The organism is Parabacteroides faecis, assembly GCF_014647375.1.
Taxonomy (GTDB): Bacteria; Bacteroidota; Bacteroidia; order Bacteroidales; family Tannerellaceae; genus Parabacteroides; species Parabacteroides faecis.
Genome location: NZ_BMPB01000017.1, coordinates 1 through 20,037, shown reverse-complemented (window position 1 = coordinate 20,037; position 20,037 = coordinate 1). Strand labels below are relative to the sequence as shown.

The window sequence follows — 20,037 nt, the reverse complement described above, 5'->3', positions numbered from 1 at the left end:
AATAGTATGCTAAGGACATTTCGAATCGGAGGTATACATCCACCCGAAAATAAATTGTCTGCCGGGAAGAAAATCACCGGACTGGCTATACCCAAGCAGGTCATTATACCGCTAAGCCAGCATATCGGGGCTCCGGCCCAGGCTGTGGTCAAGAAGGGCGATCCGGTTAAAGTCGGTACACTTCTCGCCAAAGCCGGAGGTTTTGTATCGGCGAATATCCATTCGTCGGTATCCGGTAAAGTAAACAAGATAGATAACGCCCTCGACGCAAGCGGATACAAACGCCCCGCTATCTATATTGATGTGGAAGGCGACGAATGGGAAGAATCCATCGACCGCAGCGAGACACTCGTAAAAGAATGCCCGCTTCCTTCCAAGGAAATCGTAGACAAGATCGCGGCTGCCGGTATCGTAGGTCTGGGCGGCGCAACTTTCCCTACCCAGGTAAAACTGATGCCTCCTCCCGGAAGCAAAGCGGAGATCATTATTATTAATGCCGTAGAATGTGAGCCGTATCTGACTTCCGACCATTCGCTGATGATGGAAAAGACAGAACAGATCCTGGTCGGCGTTACGTTGCTGATGAAAGCCGTCAACGTAACAAAAGCGGTGATCGGCATTGAAAACAACAAACCGGATGCCATTGCCCTTATGCAGAAACTGGCAGCAGGATATAAAGGCATTGAAATCATGCCGCTGAAGGTACAATATCCTCAAGGAGGTGAAAAACAGCTGATCGACGCTGTGATCCGTCGCCAGGTAAAGAGCGGTGCACTGCCTATCTCTGCCGGAGCCGTTGTACAGAACGTAGGTACGGCTTATGCTGTATATGAAGCGGTGATGAAAAACAAACCGTTGTTCGAACGTGTCGTTACCGTAACAGGTAAAGCAGTTGCCAATCCGTCTAACTTCCTGGTTCGCATGGGTACGCCGATCAGTGCATTGATCGAAGCTGCAGGCGGTATTCCAGAAGATACCGGTAAAATAATCGGCGGAGGTCCGATGATGGGTAAAGCCCTGATCAGTCCGGAAGTGCCGGTTACCAAAGGTAGTTCCGGCGTATTGTTGATGACAAAAAAAGAATCTGAACGTAAACCGGTACGCGACTGTATCCGTTGTGCCAAATGCGTCAATGTTTGTCCGATGGGCCTCAACCCTACCCTGCTGATGAATGCTACAGAGTTTACAGAATGGGATCTGGCAGAAAAGAATCATATCACCGACTGCATCGAATGCGGTTCTTGTAGTTATACTTGCCCGGCCAACCGTCCGTTGCTGGATTATATCCGTTCAGGTAAAGGAAAAGTAATGGGAATCATGCGGGCACGAAAGTCATAAAAACAGAGCAATATGGAAAATAATTTAATAGTATCTCCGTCGCCCCATATCCACGGTGGTGACAGCATAAGCAAGAATATGTATGGTGTACTGATTGCCCTTGTTCCGGCTTTCCTGGTATCCCTCTACTTTTTCGGACTGGGTGCACTGATCGTTACTGCAACATCGGTCGCAGCTTGTGTCCTCTTTGAATATCTGATCCAAAAGTTCCTGATGAAAAAGGAACCGACCGTATGCGACGGTTCAGCCATCCTGACCGGTGTCCTGCTGGCATTCAACCTGCCGTCGAACCTGCCTGTATGGATCATCCTGATCGGTGCGCTGGCAGCTATCGGCATCGGAAAAATGTCGTTCGGCGGACTGGGTAACAACATTTTCAACCCGGCGCTTGTCGGACGTGTATTCCTGTTGATCTCTTTCCCGGCACAGATGACAACCTGGCCGGAAGTAGGACAGCTGACCGCTTATACCGACGCGACAACGGGTGCAACCGTTCTTTCACTGATGAACGAAGGGGCACTCGACAAATTGCCGACATTGGTCGATATGTTATGCGGTAAGATGGGCGGTAGCCTCGGTGAAGTAAGTGCGCTGGCATTGCTCCTGGGACTGGGCTATATGTTATGGAAGAAAATTATTACCTGGCAGATTCCGGTATCCATCCTGGTGACGGTATTTGTATTTACAGGTATCATGCACCTGGTCAACCCGGTTCAATATGCGAGTCCGTTCGTTCACCTGCTATCCGGAGGTCTGATGTTGGGAGCTATCTTTATGGCGACTGACTATGTGACTTCCCCGATGAGCAAGAACGGAATGTTGGTGTACGGTGTCGGTATCGGTATCCTGACCACAGTGATCCGTCTGTTTGGCTCTTATCCGGAAGGTATGTCGTTTGCTATTCTTATTATGAATGCATTTACCCCGCTGATCAACAGTTATATCAAACCTAAACATTTTGGAGGGAAATAAGCATGGCAAAATTAAAATCAACATTACCCAATATGCTCTTGTCGCTTACCATCATTTGTGTGGCGGCCGGGGCAATATTAGCCGGAGTAAACATGTACACCACCGGTCCGATTGCCGCCTCCAAAGCGGCTGCACTGGAAGCAGCTATCAAAGCTGTTACCCCTGAATTCGACAACAAACCGTCGGAAGATGCCTATATGGCCGTTACTGCCGAAGGTGATTCTCTGAAGATTTATCCGGCCACCAAAGGCGGTGAATTCGTAGGTGCTGCCGTTGAAAGCAATACAAAGAAAGGATTCAGCGGCGAGATCAGAGTGATCGTCGGATTCGACAAAACAGGTAAACTGCTAAATTATTCCGTATTACAGCATGCGGAAACTCCGGGTCTCGGAGCTAAGATGCAGGAATGGTTCAGCGCGGATAAGAACAAACAAAGTGTGCTGGGACGCGACTTGACAAGCGGACCGCTAAAAGTAACTAAAGACGGTGGCGACGTAGATGCTATCACAGCAGCAACCATCACCAGCCGTGCATTCCTGGACGCAGTGAACCGCGCTTACAGCGCATTCTCTGGTACTGACGGAGTAACCGGTGCAACCGCTAACACTAAAGAGGGAGGAAACAACAATGAGTAATCTAAAAATATTGATGAACGGTATCATCAAAGAGAACCCGACATTTGTTTTACTGCTGGGTATGTGTCCAACTCTTGGTACAACTTCTTCAGCACTAAACGGTATGAGCATGGGATTGGCAACCATGTTTGTATTGATCTGTTCAAATATTGCGATCTCAGCAATGAAAAATCTTATTCCGGATATGGTACGTATCCCCGGATATATCGTTATTATCGCAACATTCGTGACGGTAGTACAAATGTGTATGGAAGCTTTCGTTCCCGCATTATATGCCAGTCTGGGATTATTCATTCCGTTGATTGTTGTAAACTGTATCGTATTAGGTCGTGCTGAAGCTTTTGCCGCGAAAAATGGCGTCGTTTCTTCTGCATTCGACGGACTCGGTATTGGACTCGGTTTCACCCTGGCACTTACATTACTGGGTGCCATACGTGAATTATTGGGTACAGGCAAACTATTCGGTCTGACTCTTATGCCTGAACAATTTGGCTCACTGATCTTTGTATTGGCTCCGGGCGCCTTCATTGCATTGGGTTACCTGATTGCTATTGTAAACAAATTGCGTAAAGCCTGACATTAAAAAACGAAAAATATGGAATATATACTAATATTTATCGCAGCCGTATTCGTCAACAACGTTGTGTTGGCACAGTTCCTGGGTATATGCCCGTTCCTCGGTGTATCGAAGAAAGTGGAAACTGCAGCCGGTATGGGGGCAGCCGTAACATTCGTACTTACCATTGCAACCATCGTCACCTTTCTGGTACAAAAATATGTCCTGGATAAATTCGGATTAGGTTTTATGCAGACGATCAGTTTTATCCTGATTATCGCCGCATTGGTTCAGATGGTAGAGATCATCCTGAAAAAAGTATCTCCGGCTCTTTACCAGGCACTTGGGGTATTCCTTCCGTTGATTACCACCAATTGCTGTATCTTGGGTGTCGCCATCCTCGTAATACAAAAAGAGTATAATTTATTGGAATCTGTTGTATATGCAATATCAACAGCTATTGGATTTGCGCTAGCTTTAGTTATCTTTGCAGGGATTAGAGAACAGTTGGCTTTGACACGTGTTCCCGAAGGTATGAAAGGTACCCCTATTGCGCTGATAACTGCCGGCTTACTGGCTATGGCGTTTATGGGATTCTCCGGAATCGTATAATTTAATCTAAATAGAGACTAGCATGAAAAAGAAAATCTTAGTAGCAGGTGGAACCGGATACATTGGCTCTCACACTACAGTTGAGTTGCAGAATGCAGGTTATGATGTGGTAATCATCGACGACCTGTCGAACTCCAATATCGAGGTATTGGATGGTATCGAAAAGATCACTGGTATCCGTCCTGAATTCATCAAGCTGGATTTAAAAGATAAAGAAGGAACCCGCGAAGCACTGAAGGCTCATCCGGGTATCAACGGTATCATCCTGTTCGCTGCCAGCAAAGCTGTCGGTGAATCAGTTCAAAAGCCGCTGATGTACTACCGTAACAACGTAGTTACATTGGTCAATCTGCTGGAGTTGATGCCTGAATTTAATATCGAGGGAATCGTATTCTCTTCTTCCTGTACCGTTTACGGACAGCCCGATCCTGAAAACCTGCCTGTAACAGAAGATGCACCCATCAAACCGGCCACTTCTCCTTACGGTAATACAAAACAGATCAACGAAGAGATCATTCGCGATACAATTCACGCAAACGCTCCGTTCAAGAGTATCATCCTGCGTTACTTCAACCCGATCGGTGCTCATCCGAGTGCAGAAATCGGCGAATTGCCCAACGGTGTTCCCCAGAACTTGATCCCGTATCTGACTCAGACAGCTATGGGTATCCGTAAGGAACTTAGTGTATTCGGTGACGATTACGATACACCTGACGGTTCTTGTATCCGCGATTATATCAATGTTGTCGACCTGGCGAAAGCACACGTAATCGCTATGGATCGTATGCTGGGTGGTAAAACTGAAGCTAACGTTGAATATTTCAACCTGGGAACAGGAAACGGTGTAACCGTACTGGAGCTGATCAATACATTTGAAAAAGCTACCGGAGTAAAAGTACCTCATAAGATCGTTGGTCGTCGCGAAGGCGATATCGAAAAGGTTTGGGCTAATCCGGAACGTGCAAACAAAGTATTGGGCTGGACTGCAAAAGAAACATTGGCCGACACATTGGCTTCTGCCTGGAAATGGCAGGAAAGACTGCGTGAACGCGGTATCCAATAAAAGATAAATCTTTTTAATAAACACCGGAAGAATCTTCATTGACTTCTTCCGGTATTTTTTTGTTCTCAAAACAGTCATTATCTAATCAAACTGCCAGATCGACATCCAACAGTGAAACAGCCACATCAGAAAGGCCGGGTTTGCCTAATAGCAAAAAACGAACAGTTCTATTGATTTATAAAGCTTTTTCTGTCTTTTGTATATTATTTTATTTACTTTTGTACAATATTTTTCAGTCACAGAGGATTGGTTCGTGACATAAAACCGGCAACAAAGAACATGACAAGCGAATACAAAGAAAAGTTACAAGCACACGGAGTTAACCTAAACAGTGCATTAAACCGATTCATGAATAATGAACAGTTATATGAAAGGATACTTTCTAAATTTCCAATGGATGAAAACTTTATTCTAATGGAGAAAAGTCTTGCAGAGAATAACATCAGCCAGGCTTTCCAGCATGCTCATACGTTAAAAGGATTAGCCGGTACACTTGACCTGACCACTCTTTCAAACATATTGATCCCGATGACGGAACAACTCAGAAACGGAGAAACGGAAAGTATACAGGATTTATTCAACCATTTGAAGATAGAATATAAACACATCTGTGAATTGATCGCCGAACATAGTGCCTGATATAAATGCAGATAAACGAAGTCACATGGAAAAGTATCTTAAATCAAAAGAATTGTTAGCTAACTACCTGTATCTTATGGACGTCGTTTGGGTTATTTATCCCGAAAACGAAAGTATCGAAGTCATCAAGGACGGTATAAATCCAGAACTGGAAAATACAAAACACGACTACAAAATTCTTAGTAATATCCGTAAAAGAGATATCTATCCACCGGATCATAATTTATGGGATGAAACGATCTCACTCGAAACTTTTCATAAAATGATAGAGGAAGGATATTTACACAGGAAATTCGATATGCGTTTCAGCAATAAACACTTCGGTTTTGAATGGCATGAAGCCTTTATCGACATAGTAATCAACGAGGATGGAATGCCGGACAGGATCATTCTATCCAGCCACAATGTCAACGATTTCAGAAAATCACAAATCATAGAAAAAGCCGTACAATCGGAATATGACTATGTGATTTATATCGAAGCTTCAAAAAATAGCTATGTCATGTACACTTCTGGTTCGGAAAGCGACAGCCCCCCTCCTGTCGCCAGCAGCGATTATGAGGCTGTGGTTGCGGAATACAACCGGCAATATATGTCGCCGGAATTGTGTGAAGAAATGACCATGAACATGAAGATTGCACATGTCAGTCCCATATTGAAGCAACACGGAGAGTATATTCTATACAACTCTATGATAGAAAATGGCATGAATCGGGATAAGAAAATACGATTCAGCTATTTCGACAAGGAAAAGAACATCTGGCTATTGACCCGAACCGATATAACAGAAATCAAAGAAGAAAGAAGACAGAAACAACTGTTGCGGGATGCTTTACAAAGCGCAACAGCAGCCAACCGGGCTAAATCTGATTTTCTGTCGCGAATGAGTCATGATGTACGCACCCCTATCAATGCGATCATCGGCATGACGGCAATAGCCGGATTACATATGAATGACCAGGCACGTATCGCTGATTGTCTGAAAAAGATAACTATTTCATCCAAACTTCTGCTGAATCTGATCAACGAAGTTCTGGATATGTCGAAACTGGAAAGTGGGCGTATCATGCTGACGGATGAAGTTTTCAACCTCGACGAACTGTTGGAAAGCTTGTTCATAATGGTACAATCCGCCTTTGAAGCAAAGAAACAGCAATTACATATACGCGTCATCCGTGTAAAACACGAATGCCTGATCGGTGATGTACAGCGCATACAGCAAGCCTTATTGAATATGCTGACAAATGCGATCAAATATACTCCGGATGGAGGGCAGATCGAAGTCACAATCGAAGAAAAACCGTCTGTTTATAATGGTTACAGCCAGTTTGAAATAGCCGTTTCAGACAACGGCATCGGGATGAAGCCTGAATTTATAAGCAAAGTTTTCGAGCCTTTCGAACGGTCGGACGATACCGCTGTACGTAACATCCAGGGTACAGGCCTCGGCATGGCCATCAGCCGGAACATTGCCCAGATGATGAACGGTGATATCCTGGTAAAAAGCGAATACGGGAAAGGTTCCACATTTACTATGATATTCCACGTCAAACAGGGTAACCTGGACGAATACGACAGCAGTATATTGGTAGACTTACCGGTACTGGTCGTAGATGACGACGATATCTCGTGTGAAATAGCCTGTGAAAATCTGGAGGAACTCGGGATGAAACCGGAATGGGTACTATCCGGCCGGGAAGCCGTGCAAAAGGTTACCGACGGAAACAACTATTTCGCCATTATCATAGACCTGATGATGCCTGGTATGAACGGCATCGAGACAACTCAAAAAATACGGGAACAAGTAGGCCCGAATATCCCTATCATTATCATTTCTGCTTACGACTATTCCGGATATGAGAGTGAAGCCCTGAAAGCGGGAGCCAATGGTTTCATCAGTAAGCCTGTTATGAAATCGAAGTTATTCCTTCTGATGAAAAGATTTGCGACAGACAGGAAAGAAGAAGAACAGGCCGTCGGTCCGGCTGTTATTACTTCTTTTGCAGATAAACGGATACTGGTAGTGGAAGACAACGATCTGAATCGTGAGATCGCCTACGAACTACTGAAGGAGACCGGTGCAGAAATAGAAACAGCCTGTGATGGGAAAGAAGCGGTAGACAAAGTTTCCGCCTCCCCCGAAGGCTATTACAATCTTATAATTATGGATATCCAGATGCCCGTAATGAATGGCCTGGAGGCAACAAAGAACATCCGCCGGCTCGACAGGCAAGACATCAAAAAACTACCGATCGTAGCCATGTCTGCCAATGCTTTTGCCGAAGATGTACAGTTAAGCCTCAAAGCTGGTATGAACGAACATATTGCAAAACCGATAGAGATAATCAGTCTTTACAAGATTATCGCAAAATGGTTTAGCTAAAAATTTATCATTTGGATAAATATCGATTAATCGCCTCGCGCCAATCTTCCCCGTTTTCCGGCTGGTATGTTTCGAAACCAAGTTGGCGTGCGATCTCGATATTACTCTTTCCATCATCCACAAAAAGTGTTTCCGAGGGATTCAAACCGCTGTCACGGATCATATATTCGAAAATCTTCGGGTCGGGTTTGGTAACACCCACTTCATAAGAGGTGTACATCTTATCGAAATAAGCGCCGATAGGACGACCCGCAGGCGTGAACTCGCTGGTCCTTGCCCAACCTTCCTGAATGATCGGATTGGTATTGCTCAAAAGATATACATTATATTCTTTGCGAAGTTTCAACAGGTAGTCCAGCTTATATTGAGGAGTATCGACGATAAAACCCAGCCAGGCATGTCTTATAGCATCGTATGAAAGATCTTTCCCGGCGTATTCACGCAACTTCTGACAAAATTCATCGGAGCTGATTGTTCCGTTCTCGACTTCCAGAAAGAATCCTTTCTGTTCATAGGGATCGAGCAATTGCCTTGCATCATCCACTCCAATCTCCTCAAAGCGACGCACGGCACAATCATGGTCCAGTTCTATCAAAACACCTCCCAAATCAAATACAATGTTTTTAATCTTTGTCATAACACTCTTCTTTTATATGATGTTCTCTTTACACGAACAAAGATAGGAATAATCTTAATATCCCAGGGTAAAACGTTCCTGATGATGCTTTTCCTGTTCCAGTTCGTCGATCATGGCAACGGCAAAATCCTCTACGGAAATATTACTATCCCCCTTTTCATCGGCTACCAGCTCGTCTTTTCCCAGACGGAATTTACCTGTACGCTGCCCGGGAAACATATTGGCTGCCGGACTCAGGAACACCCAGTCGAACGACTTTTCGGGTAACAGCATATCGGTATATACCTTTGCCAGACTCCGGATACCGGGTAACAGTTTTTCAGGAACATCGGGTTCGTCCATCAGCAGACGCCCCGGAGCCACCTGCAGGCTTCCGGCTCCGCCAACCATCAGAAAACGATGCACACCGGCATTACGCACGGCACAAATAATAGAGCCGTAGCCTTCTAATGTTTCATCATATATATTTGGATTCGACCATCCCGGATTGAAAGCACTGATCACCGCATCCGACTTTGCCAACTCACGCGACAAAAAATCGGTATCTGTCACATCACCTCCTACCACCTTCAGGTTCGGATGGGTTAATATCAACTTGGATGGATTTCTGACAATGACCTTTACCTGATGCCCTCTACCTAACGCTTCTTTCAAAATCGCAGAACCTACATAACCGGTTGCGCCTATAATAACAATTTTCTTCATGACTATATCCATTTGATTACTTGTTTATAGAACAACATCAGGTAGGTATCTTGTTTAGGGAAGCCTCTCTATTTCTGAAATACTTTAGTCGATTTGATCATGACATCATGTACAGGACGGTCATTTTTATCGGTCTTTACCAACGACATCTTCTCCACAATATCAAACCCGTCGACTACTTCGCCAAAGACGGTAACAGAATTGTCCAGATGGGGAACACCACCTACAGTCTTATACACTTCGCGATGCTCTGCCGGAATAACATACGGGCCAAGTTCCGCCAGGGTATCTTCTACCATAATCAGAGCACGGTTCGTCAATTCAGTTTCCATCGAATCGGCTGCCAGCGCAGGATCTTCTTTCTTTAACTGATCAAGATATTTATAATACAACCAGTTACGACGTATCTGGTTGATCCGTGCTTCTTTTTCGTCCAGTTCGGTATCGGAAAGAACTTTTCCCTGTACAAAACAAAACTGGGTTCCGGCTGATGCTCGTTCAGGGTTTACGTCATCGCTTTCTTTGGCATCGATCAAGGCACCTCGTTTATTGAAATGGTTAGGGAGTATCTCGGCAGGAACAGTATAGCCGCCGTCGCCATCACCATATAAGACACCCGGTTCATGGGCTTTACTGGTAGGATCGCCTCCTTGTACAACGAAGTCTTTGATAATGCGATGGAACAACATTCCCTCATATTCACCGGACTGGCAAAGTTTTATAAAGTTATCCCGGTGCAATGGCGTATCATCATAAAGAAGGACAGTAACGTCGCCCATCGTTGTTTTCACTGTTACATAAACCGGCTTAGAGGGGTCAAGCGGTTTATCCGCACAGGAAGCGAAGGTAAACAAGACGAGTAAAAAGGTTAATAGGTGCTGTTTCATAATAAGTTTATTGTGTATTATAGTTCAAATATTCTCTATTCTTCCGCTTCATATACCAACATCTGGCACTGCTTGCAATCAAACTGCAGACGGAGCCGGGTGTCTTTATATAAAAGGTAATACGGTTCTTTATACGGTGATTTCTGTTTCTGGTATGTCGGACACCATCCCATACTATAGCGCAGGCAATGTTTTGTGAACATCAACGGAACATCCTTCTCCGGCTTCAATTCGAAGGCATCGGCTACCGTCTCCACCTCATGCATCTTATAGAAAGCTTTTGCCCGGCTGTTCGATACATTCCCCAAATAAGTCAATTGACGTTCAGGGAACGGTATCTCTTTCGCCGGTTCCACCTTACGCGCCAATTCCCGTTGATAACGAATGGTCCGGTCAGCCTGTAACTTCCCGACAGCCTTGCGACGCATATCCGCCAGCAAAGAAGAAGGGACAAACCAATTCCCGCCCATCTGTACAATGACCTCCGAGGCTTCAAACGGTGTATTTCCTAATTTTGACAGTTGGGTACGAATATTGTCTGTTTGCTCACGTCGTGCCGGTTCTTTGGCAAACGGTTCCGCCAACATTACCCGCGCACCGGTTTCATCCTCCATTGCCAAGGTAAATCCGAAAGCATTATCGAGAAACTCTATCTTTACGGAGAGTTTTCGTTCGGCCGAAGGCTTCGCCAACAGCTTCTCAAACATCTGATCGAAATTACGATAGAGAGGTGTTTTAGGCTTTATGTCCGGCATATCCAATGGGAAAACGCGATTCGCCTCCACCCTATTCACACGGAATCCTTCCAACTCACCCCGATTATTGAAGAACACCAGGCCATCACCATTATTCAATTGTTTCAAACCAGCCACTGTAAACGAGGTACCCTTCAATTCCTTCACGGTCCCTACCGGTTCCCCTAACGACTTCGGTGTATCGAAAGCAGTAATATCTTTCGACCGTTCATGCAGGAAGAAAGGAGTAAATCCCCTGTTGAAGCTCTTCTCTGCCACCGGTTCAAACGTATAGGTACTTGTTCCTGCCGAAGCCCTGCAATATTCCGGACGATGTGCCAGGATTGCATCCAGCTTTTTCCGGTAATAAGCTGTTATATTCTTTACATAGGTGACGTCCTTTAACCGTCCTTCTATCTTCAATGACGAAACACCTGCATCGAGCAACGCTTCCAGTTGATCGGAGCGGTTCATGTCCTTAAGCGACAACAAATGCTTGTTATGTACGATCTCCGTCCCGTTTGCATCCACCATCGAATAGGGCAGGCGACAGTATTGTGCACATTCGCCCCGATTGGCACTTCGCCCGCTCAGGGCTGCACTCAAATAACATTGACCGCTATAACTGACACATAAAGCGCCGTGCACAAACACCTCCAGGGGCACAGTCGTCTGCTCCGAGATACATCTGATCTCGTTCAAAGACAGTTCACGTGCCAAAACCACCTGTGTGAATCCGGCAGATTCCAGGAACTTTACCTTTTCTGGTGTCCGGTTATCGGTCTGTGTGCTGGCATGCAAAGGGATAGGCGGCAGATTCAGGCGGGTAATTCCCATATCCTGCACGATCAAAGCATCCGTACCGGCCTGATAAAGTTGCCAGATCAACTGCTCCGCTTCCGGCAATTCGTCTTCACGCAGGATCGTGTTTAACGCCACATAGATACGGGCATTATATAGATGGGCATAATCGCAAAGGGTACGGATATCCTCCAACGAATTTCCGGCTGCTGCACGCGCACCGAATTTTGGCGCACCGATATAAACGGCATCGGCACCATGATTGATCGCTTCGATACCACAGGTTAAATCCTTTGCCGGAGCCAGGAGTTCGATACAACGAGGTTTGATTGGCATATTTTATTTCAGATATTATCAATAATGAGCTATCCCTTTATCAAAGTGACTTAGCCATTACAGGTTTATTTGCCGTCAGTTTTAACTGACGGTTTACATGTTGCTTCTCTTTATTGGCTTCAGCCACATTTATCTTCAATAGAGAGACTGCTTAAATGGGACTAAAGTCCAAAGAGAGAGAGCATTTACTGATCCGTTGGTTAAAACCAACGGCAAATGAACCTGTAACTAAGCATGTTTTATGTATGACTGATCGCTTGCTCGGATAGTTCAATTATTTCTAAATTACAAACTTCCCAGGTTCTTAATATCTTCGATATTGAACGGGGTTTCCTGATAAACGTAATAGTTCAGCCAGTTGGTAAACAGCAGGTTTGCATGACCTCGCCAACGAACAACCGGACCTTGTGCCGGATCGTTATTACGGTAATAGTTATGAGGAACCGAAATAGGAAGTCCTTTATTCAAGTCACGGATATATTCATCGCTCAATGTATAAGGCGAATATTCCGAATGTCCGGTGATATAAAACTCACGTCCTCCGCGCGACATTGCCATATAAACACCCGACTCTTCACTTTCTGAGAGCAACGTCAGTCCCGGTACCTTCCGGATATCTTCACGGCGTATCTCCGTATGACGGCTGTGAGGCACATAAAACTCATCATCGAACCCACGGAAAATAGGCAAAGAAGGCTCCCGCAACGTATGACGGAAAACCCCGAACATCTTCGCTGGCAAATCATATTTAGGAACACCATAGAAATGATACAATCCTGCTTGTGCCGCCCAACATATATATAATGTAGAGGTCACATGCGTACGTGCCCAGTCGAAAATCGTAGTCACTTCCTCCCAGTAACTCACCTCTTCAAACGGCATCTGCTCTACCGGTGCACCGGTAACAATCATTCCGTCGTAATAATCTTTCTCTATTTCGTCGAAGTCTTTATAAAACTCCTGCATATGTTCGATCGGTGTATTCTTCGGAGTATGTCCTTTTATCTTCATAAAGTCCAACTCTACCTGTAAAGGGGTATTACTTAACAAACGGATCAGATCGGTCTCCGTCGTAATTTTCAAGGGCATCAGATTCAGTACCACCACACGAAGCGGACGAATATCCTGTTCCGAAGCCCTAAGGGAATCCATCACAAAGATGTGTTCCTTTTTAAGGAGTTCAATAGCGGGTAAATTCTTTTGTAAATTTAATGGCATAGCAATTCCTCTCTTTATTGTTTTTAGGAATACAAAGATAGGAATAAGTTAGCAGTTAACGTTTTTCCCAATAAAAAAAGTACTTATAGGCTGTCTTTAGCAGATTTCCTATAGGTACTTAATATTTTGTATCTTCTTGCAAAAAAGGACTATTTCTCTGAAGTTAAGGTATATCCGCCACCTAATGCCTTATACAGATAAACCACTGCCAGTAATTCATTCTGTACCGCATTATTCAAACTGATCTGCGCATCCAGATAACCACGCTGGGCATCCAGTACATCTATATAATTAGTTACTCCATTTATATATTGCAGTTCAGCCAATTTAAGATATTTAGCAGATGCAGCTTCCAGCCTTTCCTGCGAGAAACGGATCTCTTTCGCTTTACGGATCGTGATAATAGCATCATTCACTTCCTTAAAAGCACTGATCACACTCTTTTGATAAGTATAAACCTCTTGTTCGTAACGAGCTTTCGATGCTTTCAGCTTCGCTTTATTCTTTCCCATCGCAAAAAGCGGTTGAAGCAAATCTCCTGCCAGAAACCAGGCCGGACTCTTCAACAGGTCGCCCAATTCTTCACTTTCAATACCAAAGTTACCTGTCAGGCTGATCTTCGGAAACAGGTCTGTATAGGCCACTCCTACCTTGGCATTTGCTTCACGGAGTTTCAACTCTGCCTGTCGCATATCGGGACGACGTTCGAGCAAAGCAGAAGGCAATCCAATCGGCAAAGCATCGGGCAAACGCTGTTCACCAAGCGGCAATCCCCGGGGAATATATCCCGGATATTCTCCCAAAAGAAGGGAGATATCATTTTCTTTTATCCTGACCTGACGTTCCAAGGACGGGACAAGTGTTTCCGTACGGGCCAACTCAACCAATGCCTGGTTGTAGGACGTTTCAGATGTCAAGCCTCCTTCAAAACGAAGTTTAGCCAAACGGACACCTTCACGACGGGCCTCTAAGGTCTGCCGTACAATATTTAACTGCCGGTCGAGAGCACACAATTCATAATAAGCAGCTGCAACTTCAGCTACTAAAGTCAATTGAAGAGCACGACGTGCCTCTACCGATTGCAGATAAGCTGCTACACCCGCCTCATTTGCCCAACGCAAATTTCCCCATAGATCGAGTTCCCACGAAAGCGTCAGTTTGGCTCCATATTCAGGATCGGGTTTCGGATTATCGCCACCATAATTCAAACGCTCCTTCTGTCCGTAAATACGTGCCCCGATCTCCGGGAACTGTTCGGCAAAAGTGATACGTTTAGCAGCCATCATCTCTTTAATCTTGGCAGCTGCGATCTTCATATCTTTGTTGTTTTCCAGAGCAGTTGTTATCAACCGCTGCAAAGTTGTATCAGCATACAGGCTTTCCCAGGGAATGTTCTCTACGGAAAGAGTATCCGATTCTCCTTCAAACTGAGCCGGAAGATTCAAATCCGGACGGGCATACTTCTCTCCCAACTTACAGGAAGAAAGCGAAACCAAAGCAACGGCGACCACTGCAATAAAAAAGAATAACTTTCTTTTTCGAAGGATTTTTTCCTTCGGAATGATCTGGCTGACGCGTTCCAATTTTAAGACTTTCTTCATTTTATAGATAAATACAAAGAAGAATGGTACCAACACAATTCCTACAGTGATAACAACCAACATACCGAAGAACACTCCGGTCCCAAGACTATGACGGGAAGCTGAACCCGGCCCGCTAGCCAATACCATCGGAAGCATACCCAATACAAAAGCCAGGGAAGTCATCAGAATGGGACGGAAACGCATCCGGGCGGCATGAATAGCGGCTTGTATAACATCGACACCTGCATCTACCTGTACTTTAGCAAACTCTACGATCAGGATCGCATTCTTTGCAGCCAGACCGATCAGGGTAACAAGTCCGATTTGGAAATAGATATCGTTATGTAATCCGGTAGCCCAAATACCCAAATAAGCTCCCAAAGCTGCAACCGGCAACGACAGCAGTACAGCGATCGGCACAATCCAACTTTCATACTGTGCAGCCAGAAACAGGAAAACAAACAGGAAAACGAGTGCAAGCACCATGCCGGTCTGACCTCCGGCTTTCTTTTCCTGATAAGACAATCCACTCCATTCCACACCGATGTTATCCGGTAGATGTTCACGAGCGATCCGTTGCATAGCCGCCATCGCTTCACCGGAACTGTATCCGGGAGCAGCCACTGCACTGATCGCAGCTGTAGAGAACATATTGAACTTCTTGATCGTACCTGGTCCGGTTGTATAACTTGTCGTACCCAAAGCGGTCAACGGAACCATCGAACCGTTCTGAGCACGGACAAAGAATAATCCCAGATTCTCCTGTGTGGCACGATACGGTGCTTCCGCCTGGATATATACCTTATATATACGGTTGAACATATTGAAGTCATTCACATAAACCGAACCCAAATAAGCCTTCATCGTCGAGAAGATGTCGGTCAGAGGAATACCCAGAAATTTTGCCCGGTCACGATCTACATCAAAATATAATTGAGGGATCTGGGGTTGCAAAGCAGAAGAGACACCGGTCAACTCCGGAGCTTTCGATGCGTACAGCATGAAAGTGTCGGTGGCACTTACCAGATTTTCCCAACTGGCTTCTCCACGAGCTTCCAGTTGCATTTCCAGCCCCCCGCTTTCTCCCAGTCCGGGAATAACAGGCGGACGGTTCAGGTAGGCCAATATTTCCGGATAGTACTCGAACTCTTTGCGGGCAACTTCCATTACATCCTCCACTCCCATGCCGGAAGACTTACGTTCTTCCCAGGGTTTCAGAATAACGGTAAGGGTTGAACGGCTTTGTGATGTTCCCACACGAGTACTGCTACCAGTCACATTTTGCACATAGGCCACAGCCGGTTGTTTCTGCAAAAACTCGATAGCACGGTCGGTTACTTTACGGGTACGTTCCAGGGTTGCTCCTTCAGGCATCACTAATTCCACGGTGAAAAAGCCCTGGTCTTCCTCCGGAATAAAGCTGGTCGGTATAAAGCGATTCAGTACAAAGATGAAAACAAGTACCATACCGAAACCTGCCAGAATCCGTTTTGGATTTCCGATGGCCTTCGATAACAAATGGATATATTTATTATTTCCTTTATGTAACCAGATATTGATTTTACGGAAGACAAAGTTCTTCTTTCCGGTTGTCGGACGCAAGATCAAGGCACACATAGCAGGACTCAATGTCAATGCGACTACTGTTGAAAGCAATACTGAAACGACAATAGTTATCGAGAACTGACGATATAACGCACCGGTAATCCCGCTCAGGAAACTTACAGGAACGAATACTGCAGCCAATACCATCGAAGTCGCGATCAATGCTCCCGACAATTCATGCATTGCTTTATGGGTAGCTTCACGAGGCGTCAGTTTTTCCTCATGCATTACACGCTCCACATTTTCCACAACAACAATCGCATCATCCACCACAATACCAATTGCCAGAATCAATCCCAACAAGGTCAGCATATTCAATGAGAATCCCATAATTAACATGAATCCGAATGTACCGATCAGAGAAATAGGCACGGCAATAGTCGGGATCAAAGCGGCACGCCAATTCTGCAAAGACAGGAACACAACCAACACAACCAGGAATAAAGCTTCAAACAAGGTCTTGTACACTTCATGGATGGACTGTGAAATATATTCTGTCATATCGAACGGGAATTTATATTCCAGCCCTTCAGGGAAGTTCTGGCTGATCTCTTTCATCGCTTCCTTCACGTTGGTTGCCACTTCCAGAGCGTTAGCTCCTGGTAGCATATAAATACCGAGGATTGCAGCATTCTCACCGTTTATCCCACTTTCAGTAGAATAGGAAGAGGCTTCCAATGAAATACGGGCAACATCCCGCAAACGGACGATAGAACCGTCCTGATTTGCACGGACGACAATATCTTCAAATTCCTTCACTGTCGATAGGCGGCCACGAGCTGTAATAGGTATGGTGACATCCACATCTATGACCGGTTGTTTACCTAACTCACCGGCGGCAGATTCACTGTTTTGCTCTTTCAATGCATTCTGGATATCCTTTACCGTCAATCCCATATTGGCAAGACGATCGGGATATACCCATATCTGCATACCATAATAACGGCTACCGATATTCGAAACACGTCCTACTCCAGGGATACGACGAAGGACATCAAGCACATTGATCGTTGCAAAGTTACTCAGGTAGATTTCATCGAAACGCGGATCATCCGAACTCAAACTTAATGTCATCAACTGACTGGCGGATTGTTTCTCTACCGTAATACCGTTCTGCACGACATCGGAGGGAAGACGCGACTCTGCCAGCTTCACACGATTCTGTATTTCGACAGCAGCCAGGTCAGCATCCGCCGACACATCGAAAGTAACCGTAATAGTCAAACCTCCGGAGTTACTGCTGCTACTCTGCATATAGATCATACCCGGAGTACCATTCAACTCCTGCTCGATCGGTGTAGCAACAGCTTGCGACACCGTCAAGGCACTGGCTCCCGGATAAGAGGCACTAATCTTCACAACCGGTGGCGTGATCTGCGGATACTGATCCACCGGCAACAACATTAATCCAATAATCCCGACAATAACAATTAACAAAGAAAGTACAGTCGAGAATACGGGACGATCTATAAAGAATCCCGGTTTCATTCTCCTGCCTCCTCTCTATATGCTGCGACAGCTTTATCATCACCTGCCTGGACCGGACGAACCAACATTCCGGGAACTAACTTATGATAGCCTTCAACAACGACCGATTCATTTTCACCTAGACCACGTTCAATAACAATACTGTTCCCTATTTCCGGTCCTGTCTGAACAAAACGTTTTTCCGCTACGTTATCACGACGGATAATATAAATAAAGACACCGCCCTGTTCAATAGAAATGGCTTTCCGGGGAACAACGATTGCGCGCTCACGCACATCTAATAATAGTTTTACACGTGTAAACTGTCCGGGAAGCAATTTTTGGTTCGGATTAGCCAATTCTGCACGGACACCGAAAGTACCTGTTTGAGGGTCTACAATCGGATCTGCAAAATCCACAATTCCTTTTACCGGATATTCAGAATTATCAGCAAGGGTTACAGTAACGGTCGGTTGCCAGGAGCGGGTCGTGTCCTGCTCACCGAACTTGATATTACGACGTTCAGCACGCAGATAATCCAGTGCTGTCATTTTAAAATCCACCAATACCGTATCGCTTTTCACAACAGCAGCCAACTTTGAATTGACACCGGGGCCGACCAAGGCACCGACATCGACAAAACGCTCACTGATATACCCGGCAATTGGGGAAGTTACAGTTGTATAACCGAGTTCCAGTTGTGCCTGATCAAGGTCAGCCTTACTCATAGCGATATTGGCTTCCGAATCGTCCAGGGAAGCCAATGCATTATCGAGATCCAACTGGCTCGCTGCATGTTGTTCATACAAGGGCTGCAAACGTTCCACATCTCTTTTGGCTTTTGCCGCCTGAGCTTCATTCTTTTTTAACTGTGCTCTTGCTTTCTCTACGCGAGCCTTATAAAGTGCAGAATTGATAATAAACAGAGGTTCATTTTGTTTAACCTGTTTACCTTCTACAAAAAGCATCTTTTCCAGATAACCTTCTACACGGGCATGTATCTCTACATAACTTGCTGCCCGAATACGACCTACGTATTCACCAAATATTTGCACATCTTCTTTCTGAGGCTTGTCTACAATGACAAGGGGACGCAACAGTTCTTCTTTTTTACGACAACCTGTTGCCAGCATTAAAAGGGCGACTAATACGATACTTCCTTTTACTAATCTTTCTCCTACCATTACTAATATCTATAAATGACATTTAAATATTCTATTGTTCTATCTCTCTACTGTAAGAATGAAATAATCGTACCATTGTTCAATACAATCTGTTAAAAAACGCTATACTACTAAATATTAATCATATAAACCAACTACAAGATAGAACGACTTCTTTATTAAAAGATACTTTTGTAGAATTATTCCACAAACAAGTGTTACTGAGTCCACAAAATTAATATAAATCAAAAACAAATAATGTATTTATGGATAGTTTTCCCCTTTGGAGAGAGGGTAGAGAGGATAAAGCTAGTCATTAGGAAGAACTATATAAAACAAAAAAGAAAAGTGAAACCATGATAAATGAAAAAAAGGAGTCCACTCTTTCAAATGAACTCCTTCTACCTTTCAGCTCTCGCTTACTAAAACGGCGGCTATCTACTCTCCCACTTTTACGCAGTACCATCGACGTGGTTGGGCTTAACTTCTCTGTTCGGAATGGGAAGAGGTGGATCCCCAACGCTATAACCACCTTAATACCTTTTAAGATGTTTGACTTTGGACAACGTTACTTTAACGTAACTCATTTTCTTTGAGCTTATGACAGGTATTACTACCTACCACCTGCTGATATATCAATCCTTTCCCCGGAAAAAGAAAGTCTCGGGCTATTAGTACTACTCGGCTTCGACATTACTGCCCT

The 20,037-nt window shown here is 44.8% G+C and carries 15 protein-coding genes and 1 rRNA gene; 8 read left to right on the top strand and 8 right to left on the bottom strand.

Translation table 11 applies throughout. The annotated features are described in order from the left end of the window. Positions 1 to 6 precede the first annotated feature (6 nt). The 8 genes from rsxC (at position 7) to IEY67_RS22110 (ending at position 8,198) form a co-directional block, all read left to right on the top strand. Positions 7 to 1,338: an electron transport complex subunit RsxC gene (rsxC, locus tag IEY67_RS22145; protein WP_183672400.1), complete on the top strand. Its 1,332-nt coding sequence runs from the start codon at positions 7 to 9 to the stop codon at positions 1,336 to 1,338. 12 nt (positions 1,339 to 1,350) lie between these two features. Further along, positions 1,351 to 2,310, top strand: coding sequence for an RnfABCDGE type electron transport complex subunit D (locus tag IEY67_RS22140; protein WP_122352031.1), 960 nt, complete (start codon positions 1,351 to 1,353; stop codon positions 2,308 to 2,310). Positions 2,311 to 2,312: 2 nt separating this feature from the next. After that, positions 2,313 to 2,945: an RnfABCDGE type electron transport complex subunit G gene (locus tag IEY67_RS22135; protein ID WP_122375255.1), complete on the top strand. Its 633-nt coding sequence runs from the start codon at positions 2,313 to 2,315 to the stop codon at positions 2,943 to 2,945. Then, complete coding sequence (locus tag IEY67_RS22130; RefSeq protein ID WP_122375254.1) at positions 2,938 to 3,522, top strand: RnfABCDGE type electron transport complex subunit E; 585 nt, start codon at positions 2,938 to 2,940, stop codon at positions 3,520 to 3,522. Before IEY67_RS22135 ends, IEY67_RS22130 begins: the two co-directional genes overlap by 8 nt. Before the next feature lie 18 nt (positions 3,523 to 3,540). After that, entirely contained in the window at positions 3,541 to 4,113 is a 573-nt protein-coding gene (rsxA, locus tag IEY67_RS22125) for an electron transport complex subunit RsxA (RefSeq protein ID WP_122363562.1), read from the top strand. 22 nt (positions 4,114 to 4,135) lie between these two features. Further along, positions 4,136 to 5,176: a UDP-glucose 4-epimerase GalE gene (gene galE / locus IEY67_RS22120; RefSeq protein WP_122375253.1), complete on the top strand. Its 1,041-nt coding sequence runs from the start codon at positions 4,136 to 4,138 to the stop codon at positions 5,174 to 5,176. Between the two features lie 414 nt (positions 5,177 to 5,590). Further along, positions 5,591 to 5,815, top strand: coding sequence for an Hpt domain-containing protein (locus IEY67_RS25265; protein WP_229801170.1), 225 nt, complete (start codon positions 5,591 to 5,593; stop codon positions 5,813 to 5,815). 25 nt (positions 5,816 to 5,840) lie between these two features. Then, a complete protein-coding gene (locus IEY67_RS22110; RefSeq protein ID WP_183672399.1) occupies positions 5,841 to 8,198 on the top strand; it encodes a hybrid sensor histidine kinase/response regulator in 2,358 nt (785 codons plus the stop codon). Between the two features lie 7 nt (positions 8,199 to 8,205). Here IEY67_RS22110 and IEY67_RS22105 read toward each other — a convergent pair whose 3' ends face one another. From IEY67_RS22105 to rrf, 8 genes are all read right to left on the bottom strand, one after another. After that, on the bottom strand, positions 8,206 to 8,835 hold the full coding sequence (locus IEY67_RS22105; protein WP_122375251.1) for an HAD family hydrolase: 630 nt from the start codon (positions 8,833 to 8,835) through the stop codon (positions 8,206 to 8,208). A gap of 54 nt (positions 8,836 to 8,889) precedes the next feature. Beyond that, complete coding sequence (locus IEY67_RS22100; RefSeq protein WP_122375359.1) at positions 8,890 to 9,540, bottom strand: NAD(P)-dependent oxidoreductase; 651 nt, start codon at positions 9,538 to 9,540, stop codon at positions 8,890 to 8,892. 68 nt (positions 9,541 to 9,608) lie between these two features. Continuing rightward, a complete protein-coding gene (locus tag IEY67_RS22095) occupies positions 9,609 to 10,427 on the bottom strand; it encodes a peptidylprolyl isomerase (RefSeq protein WP_183672398.1) in 819 nt (272 codons plus the stop codon). Between the two features lie 35 nt (positions 10,428 to 10,462). Continuing rightward, complete coding sequence (locus IEY67_RS22090) at positions 10,463 to 12,298, bottom strand: peptidase U32 family protein (protein ID WP_183672397.1); 1,836 nt, start codon at positions 12,296 to 12,298, stop codon at positions 10,463 to 10,465. A 285-nt stretch (positions 12,299 to 12,583) separates the two neighbouring features. Further along, positions 12,584 to 13,516: a homoserine O-acetyltransferase MetA gene (gene metA, locus IEY67_RS22085; protein ID WP_122352021.1), complete on the bottom strand. Its 933-nt coding sequence runs from the start codon at positions 13,514 to 13,516 to the stop codon at positions 12,584 to 12,586. A gap of 149 nt (positions 13,517 to 13,665) precedes the next feature. Further along, positions 13,666 to 18,192, bottom strand: a complete 4,527-nt coding sequence (locus IEY67_RS22080; protein WP_183672396.1) for a multidrug efflux RND transporter permease subunit — start codon at positions 18,190 to 18,192, stop codon at positions 13,666 to 13,668. Continuing rightward, the gene (locus tag IEY67_RS22075; protein ID WP_183672395.1) at positions 18,189 to 19,355 is read right to left on the bottom strand and encodes an efflux RND transporter periplasmic adaptor subunit; all 1,167 of its coding nucleotides are present in this window, start codon (positions 19,353 to 19,355) and stop codon (positions 18,189 to 18,191) included. The genes IEY67_RS22080 and IEY67_RS22075 overlap by 4 nt, the downstream gene beginning before the upstream one ends. 404 nt (positions 19,356 to 19,759) lie before the next feature. Next, a 5S ribosomal RNA gene (rrf, locus tag IEY67_RS22070) occupies positions 19,760 to 19,870 on the bottom strand. Positions 19,871 to 20,037 lie beyond the last annotated feature (167 nt).